We start from the raw sequence: 25,881 nt of genomic DNA, 5'->3' as shown, positions 1-25,881 counted from the left end.
ATTAGAATATATTTTAAACTTCTTGAGCTAAAATATTTGAAAAGAAACTTTATATTTAAATTAAATTTTAAAAATAAAATTATATATGTTCTACATGTTCATAAAATGGAGTAAAATACTGTTATTTTGGAAAAAAAAGATTATAATCTCCTAATTTATCTTTAGATATAGACTTAATTATAAAGATTAAATATAAGATCGTATAAATTGGAATATGAATATCATAAATTAAACTATATTTTTAAATATTTAATTAACTTACTTAATTTAACTTAAAAATTTTTTTAAACCACTTTCAAAAAAATCCGGAGATAGAAATGATAGCAATTAAAGTTTTAAGATATGATCCAGCTAAAGACGAAAAGCCTTACTATGAAACCTATGAAGTTGAGGAAACGGAAAAAATGAAAGTCCTCGATGCTTTAAACTATATCAACCAGAAATATGGTGCAGGTATAGCTTACAGGTGTTCATGCAGGGCTGGACAGTGTGGATCATGCGCTTTAAAGGTAAACAGCGAAGTTAAACTGGCATGTAAAGCTGAAATAGAGGATAACGCAGTTATTGAGCCCCTTGATTTCGACGTTTTAAAGGACCTGGTTGTAGATCGAAGCGAAATTGAAAACAAGATCAAAAAGATGAAACTCTCTTTAAGGGGAGATGAAGTACATCAAGACAGCGAAATGTGTCTTGAAATCTTAAAACCAGAACAATATGAAGACTCAAAGAAATTAAGGGGATGTATAGAATGTTTCTCATGTCTATCTGCATGTCCTGTTGTAAACAAAACATCTGCTGAATATGCAGGTCCTTATTTCATGCGTGACATTTCAAAATTTGCCCTTGACCCTCGTAATAAGGAAGAACGTGCTAAACTCGGGCTTGATGAAGGCCTTTACTGCTGTACCACCTGTGGAAAATGTGCAGAGGTATGTCCGAAGGAAATAAGCACAGTAGGCGGGGCAATTGAGAAATTAAGGGAAATCGCGTGCCGTGAAGGTGTCGGCCCGCTTCCAGCGCATAAAGAAGTGAAAGAATTAATTGCACGTACTGGAAGGTCTGTAGAACTTTTAGATGAAGGATTTATTAAAGCAGTTTCTGGTAAAAATAAAGAAAAATCGAATATAGCATTCTTTACAGGCTGTCTTGTAGATTACAGGCAGCAGGAAGTAGGTTTTGCTCTGCTTAAAGTTTTAGAGAACCATAATATTGACATTGTAGTGCCTGAAGACCAGGTGTGCTGCGGTTCTCCAATGATTAGAACGGGGCAGACTGACATCGTAAAAGAGCTGGCTCAAAAAAATAAAGAAGTTTTCAAAGACTACGACACAATAATAACTGTATGTGCAGGGTGCGGGGCAACTTTAAAGAAAGATTACCCTAAATTGGGTGTTAACTTCAACGTGGTTGATATCAGCGAATTCCTGATTGATAACTTAAATACTGAAGATATGAAGCCTTTAAATATGAAGGTAACTTACCATGACCCATGCCACCTCAATAGAGTTCAGGGAATCAATAAAGAACCCCGTGAAATTTTAAAGAAAATTAAGGGGCTTGAGTTAGTTGAAATGGAAAAACCAAACCAGTGCTGCGGTGCTGGTGGTGGAGTACGTGCCGGAAAACCTGAAATTGCATCAGAGTTAGGTAAGGAAAAGGCAGAAATGATTAAAAAACTCGGCGTGGACGCCGTTGTTACCATCTGCCCATTCTGCCAGATCAATATAGAAACTGAACTCAAAAAAGAAGGCATTAATATCCCTGTATTAAACATTTTAAAACTTCTTGAAATGGCTTATGAAAAATAAGCCTTTCTATTAATTTTAGAGAGTATAAAAATATGATTTATGTAGTTTTTGTTGAACCAGAATCTCCAGGAAATATAGGTTTCCTTGCAAGGACAATGAAAAATTTTGCGTTCAACGATTTAGTGCTTATTAATCCATGCGAATTAAAAAATGAAGCTTATTACCAGGCAATGCATGCAAAAGAAATTATATGGAACCATAAAGAGTACGGTTCCCTTGAAGAATTCATCGAAGCTGAAAAAATAGATTTTACAGTCGGCACGACACGTATGGCTGGCGGGAGTTACAATGTTTCTAGAATTGCGGTCACACCTGAGCAGTTTGCAGAATCATTAAATATAACTGGAAATATTGCCATAGTATTTGGGAGAGAAGGTAACGGTCTCTATAATGAAGAGATAGCCCTCTGTGATGTGGTTGTAACCATTCCTACAAACGATGAATATCCTGTATTGAATATTTCCCATGCTGCAGCAATTGTACTGTATGAATTATTTAAAAGAGAAAAGAATTATCCTCGAGAAGAACTGGAAGTAGCTTTAAAATCTGAAAAAGAACTTTTAATTGAGGAAATGGATGAATTAATTAAATACACCGGTTACCCTGAACATAAAATGAAAACGGCATCTACAGTTTTTAAAAATATTATAGGGAGAGCATTCATCTCTGGAAGGGAAGCACACACCTTAATAGGAACTTTAAGGAGAATAGGGCTGAAATTAAAAGAATAATGTGGGGGAAAGAAATGGCATTATTTGGATTGAGTCCATTTGATATTATTGGGATACTGGTAATAGTTTTACTCATTTTTCTAATTCCATGGATTGTAAGGGTAAGGGCATTATCTAGTGTTAACAAGGCTGCACTTGAATTAGAGAACATGGTTCGGGAATTGGAGGATTTTCTTATTGAAATATCTAAAGAAAAAGGAAAGCCTATTCTTGACCCTTCAGCTAAAATTGAAGGTTTTATGGAATTCTTTGTAGTTCCTCCGGTAGATCTTGACCCTAACGGACTCGTAAGAAAGTTTGAGAAAATCCTGGATCTAAGTGAAGACAGATTTAAACAGATGGTAAATGAAGTGGCCCCTTTAGCCGACGCGGAAACCAAAGCAAACATTGTGATGACTTTAAAGGCCACACTTGCTATTAATGATGTTGCAAAACAGGTAAGACACAATCTAGAGCTTGGAAGAAAAGGAAACTTACAGATATTGCTGATGCTTCAAATGAGTATTCCTCTAATTATGAGGGTTGTAAAAGCCCAATTTGAAGGTGCAAAAACATTTTCTGAAGGAAAACCCATTGGAGATGGTGCAGGTCCTATAGTTGCAGGTCTGCTTATGAAAGACTATAAAAATGAGTACATAACTGAGATCGAAGACATGTTTGTTGCTAAAAAGAAGATGGAAGAACGTGATCTGATTATAGCTCGTGCAAAAGGTCCTGGAGCAAGAGTTGGAAGGGTTGGAAAAGTTGTCAGGTCTATACTTGCGAAAGAAAATATAGATAAAGTAATAACAGTAGATGCAGCAGTCAAACTTGAGGGCGAAGAGACAGGGAAAGTGGCAAGAGGTATTGGAGTTGTAATTGGCGGTCCTGGAGTAGATAAATGGGCTATTGAAGAAGAAATTGTTAAAAGAAACATTGAACTTGATGCTGTTATTGTGAAAATGAGTCCTGAAGAGGCTATAAGCAACATGAACCAGAAGATTGCAGATGCTTCACTTGAGGCATTTGAACTGGTGCAGGAATTAATTTATAATTCTCCTGACGAGGCAAATATCCTTGTGGTTGGGGTTGGAAACAGCTGCGGGATTAAAAATATACTGAATGATATATCAGAAATAGAAGTTAAGCAAGACAAAATAAATGAGCAAGAAGACAAGCGCGGTTATTTAAGGAGATAATTATATTTTGTATAGTTGTAGATCTCTTTATAATCTAGGTATACAAATACAACTATTACCATTAATTAACGATAATAAATTAAATGGCCTGGGAGATAAACACATATATTTAAATATTAAGTTGTTTAATCTCCTTTGATAAATTTTATATGCAGGTTGCAATTATCAACTGTTAAAAATAATAAATTAATATTTAAGAGGGTAAACATGGCTATTTTAAGCGATAAACATATTAAAGAATACCTTGATGCAGGAAAAATTGGTATAGATCCACTTGATAGTCCGGATATACAAATACAACCGTCATCAGTAGATTTGAGGATAGGAAATGAGTTTAAAGGTTTCAAAATAATTAGAAAACCATGTATAGATCCAATGGATGAATCAGACATTGATTCATATATGGAATCGTTTTATATAGATGAGGGAGAACCTTTTATAATTCATCCTGGTGAATTTGCCCTTGCTACAACTTATGAAACCATAAAGTTACCTGGCGATATCGTTGCAAGGGTTGAAGGCAGATCTTCCATGGGAAGACTTGGTGTAACCATGCACGTCACAGCAGGTTATATAGACCCTGGATTTCATGGAAGGATCACACTAGAAATTTCAAATATTGGTAAAATGCCCGTAGCACTATATACTGGGCAGAGAGTTTGTCAAATAGTTTTTGAGACTATGACATCTCCATCAGAAAAGCCGTATGGACATCCAGAAAGAGATAGTAAATATATGGGCCAAAAACGCCCAGAATCAAGTAGAATTAAATATGATAAAGATTTAATTAAAAAAATAGCTCTTAAAAAAGAGTAATGGAGATTATAATTTAATTTAATATTTGGATTCTTATTAAATTTTTTTTCAATATTTCTAATCGTTCAGAATCGAATTTTGGTTTCAAACAGATGTTTTTGGATGATTTATGCTGCTTATAATTTTTAAAGCTAGACGAGATGATACTATGAAACATGATAAAGTAATGAACATTGCAAAGAAGAGAGGTTTCCTGTGGTCTTCATTTGAAATATATGCAGGTGTTGCGGGATTTTATGATTATGGTCCTCTTGGTGCTATACTAAAAAATTCGATTATCAACAAGTGGAGAGAATATTACATCGTAAGGGAAGGTTTTTATGAAATAGAATCTCCTACTGTAATGCCAGAGGAAGCTCTTAAAGCTTCAGGACATGTTGACAATTTCACTGATCCAATGACTGAATGTAAAGAATGTTTAGAAGTTTACAGGGCAGATCACATAATTGAAGAGGTTATGGATAAAGAAGTGGAAGGTTTAACTAACGAAGAACTCACTGCAATGATTGCGGATGAAGAAATAGGTTGCCCTAAATGCGGCAGTCAGTTATCTCGTGTGTGGAATTACAACCTGATGTTTCAAACACTGATCGGTGCCAAAGGTAAAAAAACAGGATACATGCGTCCTGAAACTGCTCAGGGTATTTTTATACCATTTAAAAGGCTTTTAAGGTTCTTTAGAGGTAAATTACCCTTTGGTGTGGTTCAAATAGGAAAGGCATACCGAAATGAAATATCTCCAAGACAAGGTGTAATAAGGCTCCGTGAATTCACCCAGGCAGAAGCTGAGATTTTTGTGGATCCTAGGGATAAGACCCACAAAAAATTTGATGCCATTAAAGATGAGACACTTGAACTCTATTCTGCAGAAATCCAAATGAATGAAGGAGAACCAATCGAATTGTCTGCAGGAGAAGCGCTTTCAAAGAAGATAGTATCAAGTCAAATGCTTGTTTACCAGTTATATCTTGCAAGTAAGTTTTTGGGAGAAATTGGAATTCCTGAAGATGTTATAAGGTTCAGGCAGCATTTGCCAACTGAGATGGCGCATTATGCAATTGACTGCTGGGATGTTGAAGTAAAAACTGAAAGGTACGGCTGGGTAGAGATTATTGGAATTGCAGACAGGACTGATTATGACCTTAAATCTCATACAGAGCACAGTAAAGAAGATCTAAGGGTCTTTTTAGAGTACGATGAACCTAAACATATTAAAAAATTAGCTGTAAAACCAAACATGGGTAAATTTGGACCTTCCTTTAAAGGTGATGCACCAAAGATACTTAAAGCGCTTGAAGATATTGAAGCTGAAAGCATTAAGCAAGCAGTTGAAAATGAAGGATCATTTAAACTTGAGATAGGTGGTGACTCCTACCAATTATTGCCTGAACATGTTAATTTTGAGGAAGTGAGTGAAACAGTAAGGGGAGAAAAAATATTCCCTCATGTTATAGAACCTTCCTATGGTATTGACCGTATAATTTTCTCTGTACTTTCACATACATTTACAGAAGATAAAGAAAATGACAGGGAATATTTCAAATTACCGAGGGACATAGCTCCAGTTGAAGTAAGTGTTTTCCCACTTTTAAATAAAGAAGAACTTGTAAAAGTGGCGCTTCAAATAGAGGATGACCTGAGATTAGAAGGATTTATAGCAGAGTTCGATTCATCAGGAACTATCGGACGAAGATATGCCCGTTCAGATGAAATAGGAGTGCCTTTTGCACTAACTGTTGATCATGAATCTTTAGAAGATGATATGGTCACCATAAGAAACAGGGATAATACCAAACAAAAAAGGATTCCAATTTCAGATATCAGTGAAGTTTTAGCGGGTTTAATGGATTACAGTATTGAATTTGAAGATCTTTAAGCTGTTTAATCTTATTCTCAAAGTTATCTTTGAGAAATAATTTATTTTTGGAGTTTTTTTAGCAATTTTTAAATACTTTTCTTTTTTAAGTTCTTTACTTAAACTACCTTTAATTAAATAAAAAAAAGAAAAAAAATGGATTTATACCAGTGTGATAATGCAGCATAGTGCTAGCACGAAAATCCATTCTCCGTGTACCAGAAGGGACATATATTTGCTGATTTCTTCTGTATTGCTGATATAATTTATATGCCAGTAGCTGTTAACCATGGAAAAGGCCATCGTTATAAAGTAGCCAAGAGACAGCCCGTAAAACAATAATATTGAAATTACAGGCATAATAGAAAATGTAAGTGCTGAAAGTATCTTTTTTGTTTTTTCTTTTCCAATTCCAACTGGGATAGTTCTTATACCGTTTGCTGTATCTCCTTCTATATCTCGTATGTCGCATACAACTGAATTTACGAAACTTTTTACAAAGAAAAAGTAAAATATGGGAATTATAAATGCCCATGAAACGTTAGGTGTGTGGATTGCAGGAATAAACGTAGTTGCCACTGCCCAGCTTAGAGCAATGATTATATTTTTAACTGCAAATATGTCTTTTAGACGCGGTAATTTAGAAGAAATTTTAATACTGTATATAACTCCAGCAAAAAGTGGAACTAATAAAATAAGAACAGTATAAAAACTATCTAAAAATCCTAATATTATTGCTATAATATAGGAAGAACCCACGGCAAAGGTGAGTGTTTTTTCATTACTGTTAACGAAGCTGGCCTTTTCTGGTGAATTGACTTCGTCTTCTTCTTTATCTGTTAAATTATTCATGCAGTATACTGCAAAAATTACAAGAAATGTGGCTAGAAGTAGATTCCAGCTTACAACTGCCCCAAATAACAAAAAGGGGTAATATGCCCTTAAAGAGCCAAATATTGCTGTAGATAACGTACTTTTCAGTAGAAAAGATACTAAGTTTTCTATTTTTTTATAGCTCGTATTTACAAAACTATTTAGTACATCATTCCAGTATTTTATTTTGTCGACTTGTTGCATTAAGATCGCTTCCTTTTAATATCATTGAATTGTAAATTCATGAACGAATTTACTCTAATGATCATTAATTTGTCTATAATCTTGAATGCAAATCGAATATTCCGTTTATTTCTATATATTGCCTGTATTTAATCTTATTTTAAAAATTAATTCATTTAAAACACTATGATGGATATAATAATCAGTTTAAGCATTTATTTTAATAGTTTAATATTTAATATGGGCTGTCTGGTAATTATTTAAATTATTATATTATTAAAAGTTTCTATATGCATCAAACAAAGTTATAACTAGAAATAGCTTTATTTTTAAGGTTGCAGAACTAGTAAAATATTATAACGGCTAATTTCATAATTGCTGTTTTATTAGAAATTTAAATAGTAAAAAAAGTAGTATTAATTTATTAAAAGTTTATTTAAAACAATATGACAACATTTAATCTTTTATAAATGGGTGGTGTGCTTTATTTTTCAAAATTTACTTTATCCGCCTGCCTGCAGTAGTATTCAAATAATCTGTTACCCCAGGAAAGTGCATCGCTGTCATTACTTACCAGGTTTCGAGTAGGGTCGTACATTCCATTTACTGAAAAAAAGCCCATTGTCATAAATTTATCTGTAACTGTAAATGCAACCTTAATATCTTTATCAAGTGTCCATAGCGTTAAATTTCCACTTTCAATTAATGTTTTTAGGTCTTTTTCTCCATTATCTATTGATTGCATGGTTTTTTTCAGTACATCGCTTGTTAATATGAGTTCAACATTAATGTCATTTTTTATAATCTTCTTAAAAGTTTCCGGATAATTTGGATAAAATATTGGAGAAATGCCCCTTATCTTTTTAGAGTCTAATACAATTTCTAGATGTGTTCCATGTACCTTGAAAATATCTATATTATCGGCTTCAATAAGCTGGGAGTTGCTTAGATGACCTATATCCATGAGTAAATCGTGAGGAATATCTCTTATTTCATGATTGAATAATAATCTCTGGAGTTTTTTAAGTGAAACAGATGCTCTAATGGTATCTATTAATTTTAAAGCCATTATTTTTCCTATTTCTGATAGAAAAAAGTTATCTCCTTCTTTTATAACTAATTCTTGTTTTTCAAGTTCATTGATTCCATGTAATATAGTGGATGCGGGTATTCCAGTTAATTCTCTTAGATCTTTAGTTTTCTTGGGTCCTTCACTTAGACTTATCATGATCTTTGTTCTGACACTGGAGGTACTTTGAGATTTTATATCGTCTTTCACTTCTTCATAGAAATTTAAAATATCTGTTATATGCATGTGTACACCTGGATTATCAATAGAATATTACTATTTTAATATTTCTCATATAAAAATAGGTATTATCTGTTAAAAGATGATAATATTGGAGATAGGGGTAATACATTTTAGGTCATGTCAAAATAGTAAAAAATTCATGAAAATTGTTCAAAATATTCCCTGCTAATTTTTTGAGATTTTTTCTTATGGTAATTAAACAGTTTATTTCCCCATGTAATTGCATCGTTATGATCACTTACTAAAATCAAATTGGGGTCATATATTCCATCTGCTGAGAACAACCCTAATATCATGGAATTATCTGTAACTGTAAATACAATTTTAATATCCTCTTTTATTTCCCATATTTTAAGCTTATTTTTGGAGAGTAATCTTTTAAATTCATTGAGGTCTTCTGAAATGAGTGAATTAATTGTTTTTGTAAGTATCTCTTTTGTTAATATTAATTCAACGTCAACATTCTCTTTGATTAGTCTTGCAAAAGTTTCTGTGTAGTCTGGGTAAAATATAGGTGAAATACCTTTTATTTCTTTAGAATTTGACACTATCTGAATGTATGTTCTATGTGAATGGGACATATCATCAGGTTCATCTTCAATAAGATTAGAGCTGCTTAAGTCTCCGATTTTCATCAGTAAATCTTGGGGAATAGATTCTATATCATGATTAAGCCATAATTTCTTAGTATTTTTAAATAATCTACGTGTTTTAATCGTATCTACTAATTTAAGTGTTGATATAAGCCCTATTTCTGATAAAAAGAAGTCGTCTCCTTTTCTTGAAATTAATTTTTGTTTTTCAAGTTCATTGATTCCATGTAATAATGTGGATGCGGGTATTCCAGTTAATTCTCTTAGATCTTTAGTTTTCTTGGGTCCTTCATACAAGCTTATCATGATCTTTATTCGAACACTTGATATACCTTGGAATTTTAAATCTTCTTTAACATCTTCATAATAATTTAAAATATCATTTATATTCATAAATGCACCTGCAAATCATCTCCGTGTTCTATATTTTTGTTTGCTACAATATATAAAGATAATTCATTTTAAAATGAAAATAAGACTTTAAATGATTATGATAGTACTGTTATTTGCTTAAATTGTCTAAATCGAATTTTTGAGCTTTATCCAAGTAATAACTGAATAATTTATTACCCCACTCGATTGCATCTACATCATAACTTACTAAATTGATGGTGGCATCATACAACCCTTCAGTTGAAAATAAACCCAGTGATAGGAAATTCTCGGTGACTGTAAAGACCACTTTTACATCTTTTTCTATTTTATACAGTTTAAAATTCTTTGAAGATAAAATTTGGTTTAAAATTTCTACACCTGCAGTTTCGGTCATTTTAGCCAGTATTAATGGGGATAAAATGAGTTTTACGTCCGCATCCCTTTTTAATGCATTTTTATAAAGGTCTATATATGGATAATAGAAAATAGGGGATATGGATTTAATTTCATTGGCTTTGTTTACCAGTTTGGTGTAATGGCTGTGGGGTTTTATGATATCTACTGGTGTGGATTCCACTAAAAATGAATTGTTTAGGCATTTAATTTCTTTAAGTAAATTTTTTGGTATTCCATCTATCCAGTGATTTAACCATATTTTCTCATATTTTTTAATTGTATAAAATGATTTGAATAAATTTTCTGATTTAATGGCATATAATTTACCAATTGTTGATAAAGAGTATCCATTTTCCTTTTTGATAATGATATTCTGGCTTTCAAGTTTTTTAAGGGAGTGCAATGCAGCAGATGATTCTAAACCCAGTTCATTTTTAAGTGTATTTAGATCCTTATTCCCTTTATTTAAGCTTAAAATGATCTTTGTCCTGACACTTGAAGTCGTAACAAATTTTATGTCTCCTTTTATGTCTTCATAACGATTCAAAGTGCCAATTATGTCCATATTGATCTCCCTTGTGCCTGAATATTGTAAATATTCATTTAAATGATATCCATTATTATAAATTATAACGATCTATTTTACTCTATATTGGCTCAAAATGTAATTAAATGTTGTGTAAATAAAATTTAATGATAATACATTAATTATATTAATATTATCTGAATAATTTTATAATTAAGAATGATTTTACAGGTGATTTTATGATAGATGCACATGTACATGCAGATACACGGCCCTATGAAGACTTTGAAAAAATGGCAGTGGCAGGTATAGAGACGGCAGTAACGTGCGCACACGATCCTTTAAGGATGAGCGTGTCGGACGTAGTTTTTGACCACTGGAACCGTATTTTAAATAATGATATTAAAAGGGCAGCAGAAAACGGATTAAAACTATATGCCGCTCTTGGAATTCATCCAAGGAGCATTTCAGAAGATTTTGAAAGGGCACTTGAGAAGCTACCTTCCTTTTTAGAAAATGACTCTGTAGTTGCAATTGGAGAAATTGGACTTGAAACTGCATCTGAATCTGAAAAAAATATATTCAAAAAACAGCTGCAGCTTGCAGAAACTCTTAAAATGAAAGCAATTGTACATACACCTCGAAGCAATAAAAAAGAGATAACGGGGATTACAACATCCATTATTGAGGAAAACATAGATCCTGAAATGGTTGTAATAGATCATGTAGACCGTACAATAGTTAACGATGTTATTGAGATGGGTGCAATGCTGGGGCTTACAGTTCAACCTAAAAAAATGACTCCTGATGAAGCGGTTTCAATACTGGATGAATATGGATTTGATAAGTTTTATTTAGACAGTGATATGAGTTCTTCACCTTCTGATCCTTTATCTGTTCCTAAAACAGTTCATAGAATTAAGTTAGCAGGTTTTAATGAAAAAGATACTAGAAAAGTTTCAAATGATAATGCATCTAAATTTTTTGAGTTGTAAGAAATTTACCATTTCTTACCTCTAATATTTTATTAAAACAGTTATTTAAATATCCAGATCGCATGCTCTTGACACATTCATAGCTCCTATTTTCCCAACACATGAAGATGCCACTGTATTTGCAAAATTAAGGCATTCTTTCAATTTTTTATCTTTGATATAAGCAGCTATAAAACCTGCTGCAAATGAATCTCCGGCTCCAGTTGTATCAAGGGCAGTAGTTTCTTTTACAGGGGAATGGATTACTTCATCTTTAGTATAGAGATTTGCACCCTCTTTTCCGCAGGTTACAACAACCATTTTAGCGCCGGTATCTAAAAGCGCTTGTGTTCCATTCTTTAAGCTTTCTCCAGTTAAGATTTTAACTTCTTTTTTATTTAAAAATATCACGTTAGATCGTTTAATAGGTTTATATAATTCATCTATTCCATATTCTGAGAGTAATGTTCCTGGATTCAACGATAAAAAGTTTGCATATCTTGAAGCTTCTTCAAACACTTCTTTATACATCCCAGTTATGTGCAGTACTTTTGAACTCTTTATATAATCAATATCCTCTTGTAATAGTTTAAATTCTGCATTTGCACCCATAAATGAATACATTGACCTTTCTCCAGGAGGGTCAACAGCTATAAATACCATGCCTGTAGTTGCATCAATATTTAGAAGCCTTTGAGTATTAACTCCTTCATCACATAACTTTTTAGCGCATAATTGCCCGAAATAATCATTTCCAATTCTAGCTATAATTCCTGTGCTTATATTTAACCTGGAAAGCCCCACCGTAAAATTGGATGCTGAACCTCCCACAGATAAAACGAGTTTTTCAACATTAACCTCATCATCGATTCCTACAAGTCTGGGAACTTTGTTAATGAAGTCTATATTACATGTTCCAAGTCCAACCACGTCAACTGGCAAAATATCGTCCTCATTTTATATTTTGAGTTTCTTTATATTTGATTTTATTGAAATTGTTCAATTAAACCCTGCAGAAATTCATAGAATTTCTGCGGCCGTGAATTTAAAAAATTCTCCGGCCTCAAACGCGTAGCATGCAAAATTCATAGAATTTTGCTACCCGAAAAATCGTAGCTGACAAAAACTACGTTTTTGTCGCGTCAAAATTGAAAATTTTGACAGATTTTTCGACGGCATGCAAAAATTCCGTTTTTGCTTGTGCCAAAATCATAGATTTTGAGCAACGTTTGGGGCCCTCGAATACGAAGTATTCGGGGCCGAGGAAATGTAATTTCCTCCGGCATGTAAAAATTCGATGAATTTTTACTGTTGAAAATTGAAACATGCAAAAAATCATAGATTTTTTGCTGCATCGAAATTATAAATTTCGATAGATTTTCAAACACCAAAAATCAAAGCCGGCAAAAACCTACGGTTTTTGTGGCGTGTAAAAATCAGTGATTTTTACAGTTGCGAAACAAGTTTCGCAAACGTCGAAATTAAAAATTTCGACAGATTTTTGAGTGAAAGGTTTGATTTAATTTAGATAATAGAAATGAAAATTTGAGGGTAAAATTAAAAAAATAAGATATCAGTCTGGTAACATGCCTATGAACTTTTTCAGTCTGCTTAGAATACCCTCTTTATCAGGTTCAATTGGCTTGTATTCTTCTCCAAGTAAATGAGCAGTAAGCTGCATGAGTGCATTGCTTGTAGGTGATGATGGATTGATTTCGGCTACAGATTTTCCAAGGGCCATTGATCTCTCCACTTCACGGTCATATGGAATGATTCCAATCATTGGAACTTCAAGTATAGATTCTATCTCATTAACGGAGAGTAAAAAACCATCATCATACCACATATTCAGTACAAATCCAATGATCTGGATATTCAGTTCATTTGAGAGTATTCTGATTTTAAGAGCATCAGCTACAGAAGTCATGGTAGAGTTTGTAACGATGATCATCTCTACATTTTCTGGAAGCCCTTCAAAAATGTTTGAATTAATACCTGCAGGCATATCCATAAGGAAAATGTCACCATAATCTGCAATTTCTTCCAGTATTTTATTCCATGATATATATTTTGGATTGATATGTCTGAGTGTCTCAAAATGTATTCCTGTTGGAATAACACGTATACCCTGCTCTATTTCATAAACACATTCATCTATTGATCTGTTTTTAGCTAGAACATCATGTAACGTAACATCTGGATTTAAAAGTCCTGTTATGACATCTAAGTTTGCCATTACTAAATCTAAATCTAGCATTATAACATTTCTGCCGAATAAGGACATTCCTACTCCTAAATTGTACGTTAAGGTAGTTCTTCCAACTCCACCTTTACCCGAAGCAATTGCTATAAATTTTGACATTTTTACCAGTTACTTATTTTTATTAAAAATTTATCCTCTTCTTCCAAGTAATCCTTCAACCAGTTTGGAAATAACTCCTTTTTTATCAGGTTCAATAGGATGGTACTCTTCACCAATTAGATCTGCACCTAACTGCATAATTGCGTTGCTTGTAGGAGATTTTGGATTTTTAACTACAAGTGGTTCTCCAAATGCTGCAGCCCTGCTTACCTCTGGATCATCAGGAACTACTGCAATAACAGGTACCTCTAGGATAGTTTCGATTTCGTTAACTGTTAAAAATGTCTTGTCATGTTGTTCTCTGTTTATAACAACACCTGTTATTTCTACACCCAGTTTATTGGCAACGATTTTTGTTTTTAATGCGTCACTTATGGAAGGAACCTCTGGAGTTGTAACAAGAATTAATTCCTGTGCGGATGCTATTGCTGCCAGTGCATCTTTTTCAAGCCCTGCGGGAGCATCTATTAAAAGTATATCTGCATTTTCAACCAGTACAGATAGAGCTTCTTCAAGTCTATCTAGTCTGATTTTTCGAAGTCCTTCCAGTGAAATCCCTGCAGGAATGACTTTGACACCGCCTGGTCCTTCATATATGGCATCTTCAATAGAGGCTTCTCCGGATAGGACATCATGTAATGTAATTGATTTTCCTTCCATTCCAAGGATAAGCTCTAAATTTGCCATAGCTACATCTGCGTCCAGTACTATAGTTTCTTCTCCATAAGTAGATAAAGCTACTCCTAAATTTGCAGTTATTGTTGTTTTTCCCACTCCGCCTTTACCTGAGGCGACGGTTATAACTCTTGTCATTCGATACCTCCTAGCTAACTTCCACGTTTATTTTAAAATTGTCTACAATTTCTGGATATCCTCTAAAACTTTTCTTTATCTCTATTTGAGTTATATTAATTATTTGTTTTTTTAAATTATCCAGGTCTTTGGATTCACCCATGAACCTTGATAAAAATCCTTTACTTTCGTATTCTGTGATTATATTTATGGTTCCAGCCAGTTCACTGGTATTGTCTAAAAATACCATGACTTCTGTCCCTTTAATTTTTGGAATACTAAGAATTGATTTTTTAATTTTATTCATAAGCGTTAATTCTATTTTTTCAACATCATCATCGCTTAGAGATCCTCCTTTATAGGATTCTAAAATGTTTTCGACTTCTTCTTCACCTACATCTTTTAAACCATACTTTTTCATGAGTTCTGCTCGATCAATAGATTCATTTACAACTTCGGCAGCTTTCATCTCCTCATTTTCACTTTTATCAGCTTTTTCACCGCCAATATATGCACTAGCAGGTGAAATATCGGCTTTTCCTGATTTAATTTGAGTTTTTCGTCGAACATCTTCAACATGGTTTGATTTCATTTCTGATATTGATTTGAGCTTATTTTTCACTTCTTCATTACTGTCTTGAATTTCAGGCTCAACTTGGATATCCTCATTAATTTCAGGTTTTTTAGGTAAAAATGATTCATTTTGTTCTAGTAAAGGAGATTCACTAATTTCAGGTTTTTCTTCAGTTAAAGTAGCTTCGGTTACTTCTGGCTTTTCTTCAGTTAAAGGAGCCTCAATAACCTCAGGTTTTTCTTCAAGTATGGGAGTTTCAATAACCTCAGGTTTTTCAGGTATAATAGTTTCAATTTTTTCTTTATCTTCATGCCCTGTTTTTTTAAGTTCATCAAGTACATCATTAACTTCAGAACCAGAATTGAGTAGATATTTTTTATTTATATCCATGAGGTAATTAACCTGAGAATCTCTAAGATCAAAAACTTCAATTAAAGTGCTGCTATTGTCTGTGGCGGATTTAATTTTTTTAATTGCATCTATCTTTGAATCGTTATCATATGACGCTGCAATTTGTATGCCCTCTTTAAAAAGAATGTGTCCTTCCTCAGAACCGGCAGTTACTCTTATAAATCCGTTGTATTCTTTTGATTTTAGTTCGCCTAAAAGTTCATTAAAATTTAGCTGGTCTGCATAAGAGATCATAGACGGTCTGGTAATTGGTAACTCCATTTTTATTCCCCTACAATTATAACTTTAGATATATTAAATTCAATTGAATTTATGTATATCCTTTTTACAGTTATGAATATGTATGATTTGATGAATTATCACCATAGATTTTTCAGCTGGTTATTTTTTTAAAAGTTTAATTTCAGGAGGGGTTATAATTACCACGTTGCCTTGTTTACAAAGTAATATAGCTTCTCCACCTACATTATCTCGGAATTCTTTTAATTTTTCTCCAACCTGCTTAGATTCATCTGGATTATTTTCTATAAAACCCATATCCAATATAATTGGATTTTTTTCTTCAGTAATCTGTTTTAGAGCATCTTCTATATCTGGAATGCCCTGGGCTTTCATTAGGATTATTTCATAAAAAGAATGTTCGGGAACGATTATGGTCTCTTTTTCTTCTTCATCTTCGCTTTCTTCTTCTAATCCTAGATTTTTCTTTATATAATCCATGACATCTTTCATTTTATTTCCCCTATACTGATTTTATCAGGTGGGTTTTACAGGTTGGTGATTAGTTTAGTTCTACATAATCAATAATTACATCCAGTAATCTTGATGCCCCACCATTTTTAATATCTACTGCTGGCAATTTGTATCTTTCCTCATACTTTAATATATCCTTTTTGTCGCTAACGTTCCTCATATTTAGAGAAATGCCAACAACTTTAGTAGGTTCTACAGCTTCTATTGCTTTTATTTCGTAGTCTATTCCTCTTGGTTCTCTAAAAGGATGATTAGGTCTATGACAGACTACAACAGCATCAGACCTTGAGCCTATGAGTATTGCAGCTGAAAGGCCTCTTGGATGTGGGTTCCCATCTTCAGTTAAACTGGATTGTCCTTCCACAAAGATAATATCTGGGTTCTTTTTTTCTTCGATATATTTCATAGTCCCCATTACTGCTGCAGCAACGTCCATAACTGAAAGACTTCCTGCTCTAAAATTAAGATCTGCTGGGCTTTCAAGTCCCATTTCATCAGTTGAAATTACAGCTGCATTTAAACCTTTTTCCTGTGCTGTTTTTCCAAGAATTCTTGTAGTTGTTCTTTTACCGCACTCTTGGGAAGTACCACCTACAAAAACAACTGGTGCTTTAGGTTTATACGTAATTTTTGGAAGTACTTCAGTACATTGGGAAGGTGCAGTTCCAAATATTTTATTAATAACATCTAAGCGGGAACTAATTTCTTTTATGACCACGCCTTTTGATTTGGCAAATTTTAAAAGAGATGCATTCTCTGAAAGTGATAATGACCTGAATGAAGTTATAACATTTAGCCCGTTATCTATAGCTTGAACAGCGTATTTAAGCGCAGCTCCTTCAGCGCCGATTGGAAGCATAATTGCAATGCTTTTGGCATCTGTTTTTTCAATGAGTTCAGTTAAACTTGAAGATATTACATTACCGCAAAATTCCATTCCCTGTTTTTTAATACTATCATCAACAAAGCCAACAGATTCTACTCCTTCGAAATTGGCGAATTTTTCACCACCACCGCCGCATCCGACTATTATAAAAGGGTTAAGCTTTTTAAATTCTTCTACAGAAGTTATGTCATACAAATAATCACTCCATTATCATTTAGTTGGAATAAGTGTGAGTTTACATTATCTATTTATTTAATAAATATTAAACCAAGTTATATACTTTAAGATATATAATTTATGTATCTATATTCAATCTATTGTGGAGGTTGAAGAAAAATGCCGTGCATTTTTCTGAACCACAAAAAATGCGAAGGATTTTTTGGAGGTTGAGGAAAAATGTTGTCAAATCGGAGATTTGACACAGCAAACACGCCGTGTTTGCATGCCGTGCATTTTTCTGAACCACAAAAAATGCAAAGGATTTTTTGGAGGTTCTCAAAATCCTAATGATTTTGGAACCCCAAAATTTTCAATTTTGGAGGTTGAAGAAAACCTAAGGTTTTCTGAACCCCAATTATGGAAATAATTGGAGGCATAGTATGATAGGAAGAGTACTTAAGGACTTAGGCAGGATCAATGGGGTAAATGGATCTTTAGTAGTAGGAAAAGACGGACTAATTATTGAAAGCGAGGTTCCTGGAGATATAGATTCAGAACTCGTGGCAGCTATGTCATCAGCAGTTTTTGGTACAGCCGAAAGATCTGCTGAAGAGATGAAACATGAACCTTTACAACAGGTTATGATTGAGGGACAGTTAGGTAAAACTTTGATGATAGATGCTGGTGAAGGAATTCTGGTTGTTATTACAGATATCGACATAAATCTGGGTCTAATCAGGATTGAAATGAGAAGAAGTGCAGAACGTGTAATAGATCTTCTTACTTAAATGCTGATATTTGGTGCGCCGTTAAAGTATTTAACAACATTGGATAATAATATTTAATATAATAATATTAACATATTTATCCTAAACTCTTTGTGTTTTTTATATTGATTTGGAGATGATCGGTTGAGAAAACCCTATGTTATTTTGATAGGAAGTGCTTCTGGAATTGGAAAATCGACTATAGCATCAGAGTTAGCTAAGATATTGGGAATAAAGCACTTAATCGAGTCTGATTTTATAAGGGAAATAGTTAGAGGAGTAATTGGGCCTGAATTTGCCCCAGCGCTTCACAAATCATCTTTCGATGCATATGTAACAATACGAGACAAGGAAAGGTATAAAACTAACGCTGCTTTAATAAATGCCGGGTTTCAAGAACATGCTTCATTTGTTATCCCTGCTATTGAAAAAGTTATAAAAAGGGCTGTAGATGATTTTGATGATGTTGTAATTGAAGGTGTGCACCTTGTACCTGGTTTTGTTAACATCGACCAATTCCAGGACGATGCAGATATTCATTTTTTTGTACTTAATGCTGATGAAGAGATTCATAAGGAACGATTCGTTAAGCGAGCCATGAAAATAAAACGTGGCGGCAAACATCTGGAATATTTCAAAGAAAACAGGATTATTAATGATTATCTGGCTGAACAAGCCAATGAACATGGAGTTCCAGTTATTTATAACGATAAAATCGAGACTACGGTTAAAGTAATGCTCACCCACATAAGACAGATCTGTAAAACTCTGAAATTAAGGCACGGCGTGGATAGCATAAAGGATGAAACCAATACTGTGCTGAAATATGGGGGTAGGATGGAAGATATATCCTATTTTATACATGGTTTTACAGAGCCTCTGCGGAGAAAAATCAATGTTTATGACCCTAAAGAAGCAGAACGTTTTTTTGCATCATTAGAAAGAAGTAAAAAGCGGAAAGAAGATTTAGAAAATATTTATGAACTCTCGGGCAACGTTCATAGCCATAGACTATGCGCTCCGGACGAGGAGAGTCTAAATAAAATGATAAAAGAATTGGATGAAAAAGGATATTTAATTAAAGAACAATAAATTATTTAATTAAATATTGTTTAATACTATTTTTGATATTTTTAACTATTTTTTATTAATTAAGTGATAAGGAGAGAAATAATTTTGAATGAAATGAAAATTGATTGTCCAGTCTGTGAATGTAAAAATTCAATGATAGTTATAACAAAAACAGAAAATATTCCATATTTTGGGGAAATAATGGAATCTACGGCTAAATGTCATGATTGTGGATATAAACACTCCGATATAATGTGCCTTGAACAAAAAGAACCAGTAAGGTATGAGTTAAAAGTAGATAAATCTAATTTAAATGCTAGGGTTATCAGATCTCAATCAGCTACAATCAGCATACCTGAACTGGGCTTGAAAGTAGAACCAGGTCCAAGATCACAGGGTTATGTCTCAAATGTTGAGGGCGTGCTGACGCGATTTCATGACGCTGTTATAACTGCTATGAATCTTGTTGAAGATGAACAGTCTAAAAAAAATGCGTCTAATATCTTAAAAGAGCTTGAAAGAGTTAAAAATGGAGAAGATACTGTCACAGTAATAATTGAAGATCCTTTTGGCCACAGTATCATAATTCATGAAGATGCACTCAAAAGAAAATTGAGTCTGGAAGAAATAAAGAACCTGAAAACGGGTTTCACAGTATTTGAAAATGAGTAATGCTGATGTTGTTTAAATAGCTTTCTGAGATTAATTAAATAATTTAAAAAATTGTTGTAATTTGGAATCTGCAGTATGTCTAATTAGATGGTATGTATTATATGCAGGGAATCACATAAGAAATATATGTATTTAATGTTTATCAAGTTTAAAAAAAGTTAGAATTATCTTAAACGGAACATAAGGGGAGTATATTCTAAATGGAACGGAAACCTAACTTAAATAATAATGAGGAAGGTAAAATTGAATCTGAAGAATATGGCCCGCTGCCCGGTCTAGATTATCAGTTTTTTGAGTATATGCAGGAAGGAGTGACTGTATACTCAGTATTACGTGATGAATCTGGAAAAGTAGTGGATTTAGTTATAACTTACGCTAATATCGCTGCTTACCGGCAGAAAAAATCCTTAAAGAAGGGTTTAATTGGAAAAAGCATTAAAGATCTTTATGGCTATGAAGCAGTAGCTATAGATCTTCAAAAGGCTAATGAAGCAGTATCTACAGGAAGAGGCGTGAAATATGATGTTCATTTCATGCCATTGGATAAATATTTCTCTATTTCAGCATTTTCACCAAAAGAAGAGGTATATATAACTTTAACAATTGATATAACAAAGCAGAGAAAGGCAGAGGAAGAAATGCAAATTGAACGCCAGAAACTTATGGATATAATTGAATTCCTGCCGGATGCTACATTTGTAATAGATGAAAATAAAAGGGTAATTGCATGGAATAAAGCTATTGAAGAGATGACCGGTACTCTCAAAGAAGACATTTTAGGTAAGGGTGAATATGCTTATTCTATACCATTTTATGGCGAAAAAAGGCCTATTCTAATTGATCTGATTTTTTTAAGTGAAAAAGAGATGGAAGATAAATATGCTTATGTGAAAAGAGAAGGAAAAACTTTATTTGCTGAAGTGTTTGTAAGTAATCTCTTTGGTGGAAAAGGGGCTTATATATCTGTAAAAGCGTCTCCACTCTATGATTGTGATGGAAATCTTGTTGGTTCCATTGAAACAGTTCGCGATATAACCGAATTAAGAAAAGAGTTATGCCCTAAATGAATATAAATTTTTAAATATCTTTGAGAAACTTTTAATTTTGCAAGTGATTTGATATTTTAAATGAAAAAAGAAGTGTTTTAGAAGTTTACTCGATATGAGCATCTTCTTTTTGGCTCTCAAATAAATTTTGACGTTTACAAAATCATCGAAAATCATAGATTTTCGAGAGCTGACAAACACCTTGTGTTTGTCGCTCCAAAATTCTATGAATTTTGAGAGCTTGCAAAAAACTACGTTTTTTGATGCTCCAAAAATCCTACGGATTTTATGAGAGATTAATATACTGTGTCTTCCACGTCTTTTAATTTTAATGTCCTTCTGACATCTAAGCTTAAAGCGTCACAGTCTGCTTTAATAGCATCTAAATGTTTTAATATCCTTTCTTTTTCTTCATTAATTCTTTCTACATTTTTGTAAGGATATATTGATTCTTTCAGCATTTCGTATTCTATTGTTGTGTAAGGATATTCATTGAGCTGTTTGCAGACTTTTTCAAGGACATCTCCTAAAAACTTGTTCATTTCAACTTTGACACGTTCTCTTATCATTTTGTCGCTGTCTAAATGCTGTTTCATTAATCTTACAACTTCTGCTTTTGCAAATGGTAAATCTTCAGCTTCTTCTTCTTCTTCTTCTTGCACTTCTTCTTGCACTTCTTCTTGCACTTCTTCTATGTTTCCTTCAGTTTTTTGAATTTCTTCATCTGACATTGAATTCCTCCTTGTAAATTTAAAAAAATTGTGTAAAAATAAATTTTACATCTATAACTATTTTGTATCTAGTTTCATTTTAAGCATCAACGCATATAAATTTATGCATAAATAAGGACCACTTCTTTAATTATTTTGCACATGATGTAAATTATTTTCAGTCGCAATTATATATTAACTTGTAAAATTTCTACATAAAATTAAAGCACCATTAGTTCAAATTATGATAACTGAAAATATCGATTATACTTATGATTTGAATATTATGAAACAACGTATATGAATGCTTGGTCAATGTATTACATGCCTAAAGTATCTCTAAACTCAAATCCAGAGACTTTGAAGAATGAGTTATATATCCTGTCGAAATGATATCTGCATTTGTTTTTGCATATTCAACAATATTTTCAGGCTTTATTCCACCTGAAACTTCAATTAAAATGTTATTTCTTAAATTCATTGATTTGAGTGTTGAAATGATTTTATCAATCTCTTGAGGGTTCATATTATCCAGCATTATAATATCTGCCCCTGCTTCTGCAGCTTCTATGGCACCTTTTTCGTCTTCCACTTCTATTTCAATTTTTTTGGTGAAACTCACATTCTTTTTGGCCATAATTACAGCATCTTCAATACTACCAACAATGGCAATATGATTATCCTTAATGAGGACAGAATCATCTAATCTGAACCTGTGAGTATCTCCACCACCTACTTTAACTGCATTTTTTTCAAAAATTTGCAGTCCGGGTGTTGTTTTACGTGTACCTGCCAGTATAATATTTTCATTTACTTCCCTTATTTTTTGGAGGGTATTAAACGTTAAGGTTGCAATACCGCTCATTCTCATGAGGAAATTCAATGCAGTACGTTCTAAACTTAAAACTGTACGTGCATTTCCTTTAATTTCCATAATAATATCGTTTACTTTTACACTATTCCCGTCATGTTTTTTAACGGATGATCTAATTTTAAATTCATTAAATAAATCAGATACAGCATCAATTCCGGAAATAATTCCATCTTCTTTAGCTATTATTATTCCCTTTGTTTTTAGGTCTTTAGGAATCAAAGCATTGGAGGTAATATCCTCAAAACCTATATCCTCATAAACCATTTGCTTTAGAATATCTCTCATATTAAATCCCTGTTTAGCTATATAAAGTAAAAGATATAAATAAATAACTCAGAAATAATCGATTATAGTTAATTTTATAAGTTATATCTAAGGTGAAATATTATGGAGCTTGTATTTTTAGGAACATCATCTGCAATCCCTACCAGTCACAGGAATCACTCTTCAATAGCATTAAAGGCATTTGGAGAGATTTTTTTATTTGATTGCGGTGAAGGCACACAGCTTCAAATGTCAAAGGCTAAAATAAGTCCTATGAAAATAAACAATATATTTATAACTCATTTTCATGGAGATCACATTCTTGGACTTCCAGGAATAATTCAATCAATGGCTTTTAGGGGAAGAAAAAATCCGCTGCATATATTTGGTCCTAAGGGCCTTGTTGAGATGGTAAATATTATAAGAAATTTTGGATATTTTTCACTCACCTTCGAAATTTATATGCATGAAATTGAAGATGGAATTATACTTGAGGCAGAAAATTATAGAGTAAGCTGTTCTAAGATGAACCACACGGTTTTAAACTTTGCATATAGTATATATGAGAAAAGAAGACCTAAGTTTATAAAGGAAAAAGCGATAGCCCTTGGAATTAATCCAGGCCCTGATTTTGGGAAACTTCAGAGGGGTATTGCAGTAAAAGTAGGAGATAATATAATAAATCCGGAACAGGTACTTGGAGAAGAGAGAAAAGGGCGTAAAATTGTTTATTCGGGGGATACAACCCCTTCAGATCAAATGCAGGAATTTGCAAAGGATGCAGACCTTTTGGTACATGAATCTACTTTTGAAGGCAAGTATGGAGATGAAGCTGGTGAAATGGGCCATTCTACTTCGGTTCAAGCTGCAGAAATTGCAAAAAAAGCAAATGTTAAAAGATTGATATTAACTCATGTAAGTACAAGATATAAAAAATCAGATATCCTTGAAACTGAAGCAAGGGAAATATTTGAAAATTCAACAGTTGCAGAAGATTTTATGCAGATAGAAGTGGAGCGCTAATTTAATAGCCTGATTTTCGAATAACTTAAATATAACTCATTAACAATTTAGTTATCCCTTGATTAATAAAACTAGAAATCTTTAGGAACGTGGAATAAAATGGCCATTGCTACAATGTTTGCGAATATACATTTTGATGATATTATTGCTATGGGTGTTACTTTAATTGTAGCATTTTTAATAGTAAGACTGACGTCCCGTTTTCTTAAAAATACTCAAGTTAAATGGGATCTTGACGTAACTATGGTTCAAGTTTTAAATGAAATTATTAAGTACACAATTTATCTAATTGCTGCAGCTGTAATCCTCGGATTATTTGGAATCAATTTAACTGCCATTGCTGTAAGTTTAGGGGTAGTGAGCATTGTCGTTGGTTTTGCAGCACGTGACACGCTTTCTAATTTTATTGCAGGAATGTTCATATTTTTAGATAAAAGTTTTAGAGTAGGAGATATTGTTGAAGTATCTAATCAGAAAGGAAAAGTAGTTAAAATGGGTTTTAGGCTCACTACTATAATTACATATGATAAAAAGATTATCACGATTCCAAATGCATTGTTTTCAACCAATCCATTCATAAACCATACAGCATCAGATACAAGAAGGGTAGATCTGGATATAGTTATACCTTATACTATGAATCTTGAAGAAACTTCAAAATCTCTTGAGGATATGGCTGCTGGATGTGATTGGGTCCTGAAAAAACCTAAACCAAAAGTTATAGTTAGAGAACTTATAGATGTGGGGGTCAGATTAACACTATGTGTGTGGGTAAATGATCCATGGAGAGTTACAGAACATCGTTCTGCTCTTGGAAAAGCAGCTAAGAAGCTTTTAAGGGATGAAAACACAAAAAATGGATAACTGCTGGATGCAATTATTAAATAATATACACTTTCTAAAACACACAGTCCCATTTAAATATTTTGGGATATGTTCTTATTTAAATGATATTTAACACGTTTAAATAGATGAATTAACAATACATCTAATTAAATTTTTTAACTAGCGGTATATTATACGGAAGATGATCAGATGGATTTAACAATGTCTAAATATAAAATTTTAGCTGTTGTAATTGTTTTAGTGTGCGTAATTGTGTCTTCAGCTGTAATAATCGTTGGTTACGAGAAATCTAAGGAATTAAATGCATATCAAACTAATTTATACCTTCGTGGAAATGGAAGTGCTCCTGTTGATCTATTAAGCCCTTCAACTACTAATTCTGTATCTGGAAGCACATCTGATGTATACCGGCTTGTAATTCCAAGAATAGGAGTTAACGCCAAGATAAATTCTGAGACTGTAAATGGGTATAATACTGTTTATCATTATCCTGAAAGTGTCGAACCTGGTCAAAATGGAGAATGTGGTTTATTAAGTCATAGGACACATTATTCTGGATTATTCCGTCAACTTGGTAGTTTAAAGGTTGGAGATCAGGTTATAATAAAAGATTATACTATATCTAAAAAATATATTTATAAAGTCACATCAAATGGTGATGACATCCGGTGGGATTATAAAGAAAATCCAATTTCATTTGCTCAAAGTGGAGAGCCCCGGTTGTTACTTATAACATGTTACCCTCCAGGACGGAAGCTGGCAGCTTATATAGTCCATTGTAAACTGGTTTCTACAACCTCTTTAACTTAGTTTTAGAATTTATTTTTTTTTATTTAGGAGCCACAACAGATGGAATTAGTTTATATTGATATTGATACTCTAATTAATTGACTTTTTCTAGTAAAATTGGGATTTTGAGTTGTTATTTGGTAATAACTTCTTATTGTAAGTTATTGTGACTGCAAACACTTAATGGAAATATTTAATAGTAAAGAAATTCCATATGTTAAGTTTTCCTGAAGGTTTAAAAACTAGGGAATTATTTTTTCGG

The 25,881-nt window shown here is 32.9% G+C and carries 26 protein-coding genes; 14 read left to right on the top strand and 12 right to left on the bottom strand.

Features of this window, described 5'->3' with window-relative positions; genetic code table 11:
- Nucleotides 1-317 precede the first annotated feature (317 nt).
- The 5 genes from tfrB to glyS all read left to right on the top strand — a co-directional run bounded on the left by tfrB (nt 318) and on the right by glyS (nt 6,409).
- Nucleotides 318-1,808 (top strand): fumarate reductase (CoM/CoB) subunit TfrB, encoded by a 1,491-nt coding sequence (gene tfrB / locus AAGU07_RS05080; protein ID WP_342458070.1) that lies wholly within the window; start codon nt 318-320, stop codon nt 1,806-1,808.
- 32 nt (nt 1,809-1,840) lie between these two features.
- Nucleotides 1,841-2,539 (top strand): RNA methyltransferase, encoded by a 699-nt coding sequence (locus AAGU07_RS05075; RefSeq protein ID WP_342458069.1) that lies wholly within the window; start codon nt 1,841-1,843, stop codon nt 2,537-2,539.
- 14 nt (nt 2,540-2,553) lie between these two features.
- Nucleotides 2,554-3,717 (top strand): DUF1512 family protein, encoded by a 1,164-nt coding sequence (locus AAGU07_RS05070; protein ID WP_342458068.1) that lies wholly within the window; start codon nt 2,554-2,556, stop codon nt 3,715-3,717.
- Nucleotides 3,718-3,924: 207 nt separating this feature from the next.
- Nucleotides 3,925-4,533, top strand: a complete 609-nt coding sequence (dcd, locus tag AAGU07_RS05065) for a dCTP deaminase (protein ID WP_342458067.1) — start codon at nt 3,925-3,927, stop codon at nt 4,531-4,533.
- Nucleotides 4,534-4,681: 148 nt separating this feature from the next.
- Nucleotides 4,682-6,409 carry a glycine--tRNA ligase gene (gene glyS, locus AAGU07_RS05060; RefSeq protein WP_342459343.1) on the top strand — a complete coding sequence of 576 codons (1,728 nt, stop codon included), beginning with the start codon at nt 4,682-4,684 and terminating at the stop codon, nt 6,407-6,409.
- Between the two features lie 141 nt (nt 6,410-6,550).
- Here the strand turns inward: glyS and AAGU07_RS05055 are convergent, their stop codons facing one another.
- From AAGU07_RS05055 to AAGU07_RS05040, 4 genes are all read right to left on the bottom strand, one after another.
- Nucleotides 6,551-7,465 carry a UbiA family prenyltransferase gene (locus AAGU07_RS05055; protein ID WP_342458066.1) on the bottom strand — a complete coding sequence of 305 codons (915 nt, stop codon included), beginning with the start codon at nt 7,463-7,465 and terminating at the stop codon, nt 6,551-6,553.
- Between the two features lie 463 nt (nt 7,466-7,928).
- On the bottom strand, nt 7,929-8,759 hold the full coding sequence (locus tag AAGU07_RS05050) for a transcriptional regulator FilR1 domain-containing protein (RefSeq protein WP_342458065.1): 831 nt from the start codon (nt 8,757-8,759) through the stop codon (nt 7,929-7,931).
- Nucleotides 8,760-8,893: 134 nt separating this feature from the next.
- Entirely contained in the window at nt 8,894-9,742 is an 849-nt protein-coding gene (locus tag AAGU07_RS05045) for a transcriptional regulator FilR1 domain-containing protein (RefSeq protein WP_342458064.1), read from the bottom strand.
- Nucleotides 9,743-9,851: 109 nt separating this feature from the next.
- Nucleotides 9,852-10,685 carry a transcriptional regulator FilR1 domain-containing protein gene (locus AAGU07_RS05040; RefSeq protein ID WP_342458063.1) on the bottom strand — a complete coding sequence of 278 codons (834 nt, stop codon included), beginning with the start codon at nt 10,683-10,685 and terminating at the stop codon, nt 9,852-9,854.
- 200 nt (nt 10,686-10,885) lie between these two features.
- Here AAGU07_RS05040 and AAGU07_RS05035 point away from each other — a divergent pair, with 200 nt between their 5' ends.
- The gene (locus AAGU07_RS05035) at nt 10,886-11,641 is read left to right on the top strand and encodes a TatD family hydrolase (protein ID WP_342458062.1); all 756 of its coding nucleotides are present in this window, start codon (nt 10,886-10,888) and stop codon (nt 11,639-11,641) included.
- A gap of 45 nt (nt 11,642-11,686) precedes the next feature.
- On the opposite strand, the gene AAGU07_RS05030 is transcribed toward AAGU07_RS05035, so the two are convergent.
- The 6 genes from AAGU07_RS05030 to AAGU07_RS05005 form a co-directional block, all read right to left on the bottom strand.
- On the bottom strand, nt 11,687-12,562 hold the full coding sequence (locus AAGU07_RS05030) for a carbohydrate kinase family protein (RefSeq protein WP_342458061.1): 876 nt from the start codon (nt 12,560-12,562) through the stop codon (nt 11,687-11,689).
- Between the two features lie 631 nt (nt 12,563-13,193).
- Nucleotides 13,194-13,982 (bottom strand): cell division ATPase MinD, encoded by a 789-nt coding sequence (minD, locus tag AAGU07_RS05025; protein ID WP_342458060.1) that lies wholly within the window; start codon nt 13,980-13,982, stop codon nt 13,194-13,196.
- Between the two features lie 30 nt (nt 13,983-14,012).
- Complete coding sequence (locus AAGU07_RS05020) at nt 14,013-14,795, bottom strand: septum site-determining protein MinD (protein WP_069582992.1); 783 nt, start codon at nt 14,793-14,795, stop codon at nt 14,013-14,015.
- Nucleotides 14,796-14,805: 10 nt separating this feature from the next.
- Nucleotides 14,806-16,020, bottom strand: a complete 1,215-nt coding sequence (locus AAGU07_RS05015; RefSeq protein WP_342458059.1) for a DUF2226 domain-containing protein — start codon at nt 16,018-16,020, stop codon at nt 14,806-14,808.
- 120 nt (nt 16,021-16,140) lie between these two features.
- Entirely contained in the window at nt 16,141-16,491 is a 351-nt protein-coding gene (gene sepF, locus AAGU07_RS05010; protein ID WP_342458058.1) for a cell division protein SepF, read from the bottom strand.
- A gap of 49 nt (nt 16,492-16,540) precedes the next feature.
- Nucleotides 16,541-17,593, bottom strand: a complete 1,053-nt coding sequence (locus AAGU07_RS05005) for a DUF1611 domain-containing protein (protein ID WP_342458057.1) — start codon at nt 17,591-17,593, stop codon at nt 16,541-16,543.
- A 184-nt stretch (nt 17,594-17,777) separates the two neighbouring features.
- Between AAGU07_RS05005 and AAGU07_RS05000 the strand changes: the two genes are divergently transcribed.
- From AAGU07_RS05000 to AAGU07_RS04980, 5 genes are all read left to right on the top strand, one after another.
- The gene (locus AAGU07_RS05000; RefSeq protein WP_342458056.1) at nt 17,778-17,984 is read left to right on the top strand and encodes a hypothetical protein; all 207 of its coding nucleotides are present in this window, start codon (nt 17,778-17,780) and stop codon (nt 17,982-17,984) included.
- 13 nt (nt 17,985-17,997) lie between these two features.
- Entirely contained in the window at nt 17,998-18,345 is a 348-nt protein-coding gene (locus AAGU07_RS04995) for a roadblock/LC7 domain-containing protein (protein ID WP_048080111.1), read from the top strand.
- 123 nt (nt 18,346-18,468) lie between these two features.
- Nucleotides 18,469-19,416 carry a 3H domain-containing protein gene (locus AAGU07_RS04990; RefSeq protein WP_342458055.1) on the top strand — a complete coding sequence of 316 codons (948 nt, stop codon included), beginning with the start codon at nt 18,469-18,471 and terminating at the stop codon, nt 19,414-19,416.
- Nucleotides 19,417-19,509: 93 nt separating this feature from the next.
- The gene (locus tag AAGU07_RS04985; protein WP_342459342.1) at nt 19,510-20,067 is read left to right on the top strand and encodes a ZPR1 zinc finger domain-containing protein; all 558 of its coding nucleotides are present in this window, start codon (nt 19,510-19,512) and stop codon (nt 20,065-20,067) included.
- A gap of 200 nt (nt 20,068-20,267) precedes the next feature.
- Entirely contained in the window at nt 20,268-21,134 is an 867-nt protein-coding gene (locus tag AAGU07_RS04980) for a PAS domain-containing protein (RefSeq protein ID WP_342458054.1), read from the top strand.
- Nucleotides 21,135-21,409: 275 nt separating this feature from the next.
- On the opposite strand, the gene AAGU07_RS04975 is transcribed toward AAGU07_RS04980, so the two are convergent.
- Both AAGU07_RS04975 and nadC read right to left on the bottom strand, forming a co-directional pair.
- Nucleotides 21,410-21,844: a hypothetical protein gene (locus tag AAGU07_RS04975; protein ID WP_342458053.1), complete on the bottom strand. Its 435-nt coding sequence runs from the start codon at nt 21,842-21,844 to the stop codon at nt 21,410-21,412.
- A gap of 307 nt (nt 21,845-22,151) precedes the next feature.
- Complete coding sequence (gene nadC / locus AAGU07_RS04970; RefSeq protein WP_342458052.1) at nt 22,152-22,982, bottom strand: carboxylating nicotinate-nucleotide diphosphorylase; 831 nt, start codon at nt 22,980-22,982, stop codon at nt 22,152-22,154.
- 102 nt (nt 22,983-23,084) lie between these two features.
- Between nadC and rnz the strand changes: the two genes are divergently transcribed.
- From rnz to AAGU07_RS04955, 3 genes are all read left to right on the top strand, one after another.
- On the top strand, nt 23,085-23,984 hold the full coding sequence (gene rnz, locus AAGU07_RS04965; protein WP_342458051.1) for a ribonuclease Z: 900 nt from the start codon (nt 23,085-23,087) through the stop codon (nt 23,982-23,984).
- Nucleotides 23,985-24,083: 99 nt separating this feature from the next.
- A complete protein-coding gene (locus AAGU07_RS04960; RefSeq protein WP_342458050.1) occupies nt 24,084-24,848 on the top strand; it encodes a mechanosensitive ion channel family protein in 765 nt (254 codons plus the stop codon).
- A 183-nt stretch (nt 24,849-25,031) separates the two neighbouring features.
- Nucleotides 25,032-25,640, top strand: a complete 609-nt coding sequence (locus AAGU07_RS04955; RefSeq protein ID WP_342458049.1) for a sortase — start codon at nt 25,032-25,034, stop codon at nt 25,638-25,640.
- Nucleotides 25,641-25,881 lie beyond the last annotated feature (241 nt).

It is taken from the genome of Methanobacterium sp. (genome assembly GCF_038562635.1).
Taxonomy (GTDB): Archaea; Methanobacteriota; Methanobacteria; order Methanobacteriales; family Methanobacteriaceae; genus Methanobacterium_D.
This window is presented reverse-complemented; position numbering and strand designations above follow the sequence as displayed.

Excerpts from the sequence above, each read along its gene's own strand:
- tfrB (WP_342458070.1), top strand. The coding sequence starts at position 318 with ATGATAGCAATTAAAGTTTTAAGATATGATCCAGCTAAAGACGAAAAG.
- AAGU07_RS05075 (WP_342458069.1), top strand. The coding sequence starts at position 1,841 with ATGATTTATGTAGTTTTTGTTGAACCAGAATCTCCAGGAAATATAGGT.
- AAGU07_RS05070 (WP_342458068.1), top strand. The coding sequence starts at position 2,554 with ATGGCATTATTTGGATTGAGTCCATTTGATATTATTGGGATACTGGTA.
- dcd (WP_342458067.1), top strand. The coding sequence starts at position 3,925 with ATGGCTATTTTAAGCGATAAACATATTAAAGAATACCTTGATGCAGGA.
- glyS (WP_342459343.1), top strand. The coding sequence starts at position 4,682 with ATGAAACATGATAAAGTAATGAACATTGCAAAGAAGAGAGGTTTCCTG.
- AAGU07_RS05055 (WP_342458066.1), bottom strand. The coding sequence starts at position 7,465 with ATGCAACAAGTCGACAAAATAAAATACTGGAATGATGTACTAAATAGT.
- AAGU07_RS05050 (WP_342458065.1), bottom strand. The coding sequence starts at position 8,759 with ATGCATATAACAGATATTTTAAATTTCTATGAAGAAGTGAAAGACGAT.
- AAGU07_RS05045 (WP_342458064.1), bottom strand. The coding sequence starts at position 9,742 with ATGAATATAAATGATATTTTAAATTATTATGAAGATGTTAAAGAAGAT.
- AAGU07_RS05040 (WP_342458063.1), bottom strand. The coding sequence starts at position 10,685 with ATGGACATAATTGGCACTTTGAATCGTTATGAAGACATAAAAGGAGAC.
- AAGU07_RS05035 (WP_342458062.1), top strand. The coding sequence starts at position 10,886 with ATGATAGATGCACATGTACATGCAGATACACGGCCCTATGAAGACTTT.
- minD (WP_342458060.1), bottom strand. The coding sequence starts at position 13,982 with ATGTCAAAATTTATAGCAATTGCTTCGGGTAAAGGTGGAGTTGGAAGA.
- AAGU07_RS05020 (WP_069582992.1), bottom strand. The coding sequence starts at position 14,795 with ATGACAAGAGTTATAACCGTCGCCTCAGGTAAAGGCGGAGTGGGAAAA.
- AAGU07_RS05015 (WP_342458059.1), bottom strand. The coding sequence starts at position 16,020 with ATGGAGTTACCAATTACCAGACCGTCTATGATCTCTTATGCAGACCAG.
- sepF (WP_342458058.1), bottom strand. The coding sequence starts at position 16,491 with ATGAAAGATGTCATGGATTATATAAAGAAAAATCTAGGATTAGAAGAA.
- AAGU07_RS04995 (WP_048080111.1), top strand. The coding sequence starts at position 17,998 with ATGATAGGAAGAGTACTTAAGGACTTAGGCAGGATCAATGGGGTAAAT.
- AAGU07_RS04985 (WP_342459342.1), top strand. The coding sequence starts at position 19,510 with ATGAAAATTGATTGTCCAGTCTGTGAATGTAAAAATTCAATGATAGTT.
- AAGU07_RS04980 (WP_342458054.1), top strand. The coding sequence starts at position 20,268 with ATGGAACGGAAACCTAACTTAAATAATAATGAGGAAGGTAAAATTGAA.
- AAGU07_RS04975 (WP_342458053.1), bottom strand. The coding sequence starts at position 21,844 with ATGTCAGATGAAGAAATTCAAAAAACTGAAGGAAACATAGAAGAAGTG.
- nadC (WP_342458052.1), bottom strand. The coding sequence starts at position 22,982 with ATGAGAGATATTCTAAAGCAAATGGTTTATGAGGATATAGGTTTTGAG.
- rnz (WP_342458051.1), top strand. The coding sequence starts at position 23,085 with ATGGAGCTTGTATTTTTAGGAACATCATCTGCAATCCCTACCAGTCAC.
- AAGU07_RS04960 (WP_342458050.1), top strand. The coding sequence starts at position 24,084 with ATGGCCATTGCTACAATGTTTGCGAATATACATTTTGATGATATTATT.
- AAGU07_RS04955 (WP_342458049.1), top strand. The coding sequence starts at position 25,032 with ATGTCTAAATATAAAATTTTAGCTGTTGTAATTGTTTTAGTGTGCGTA.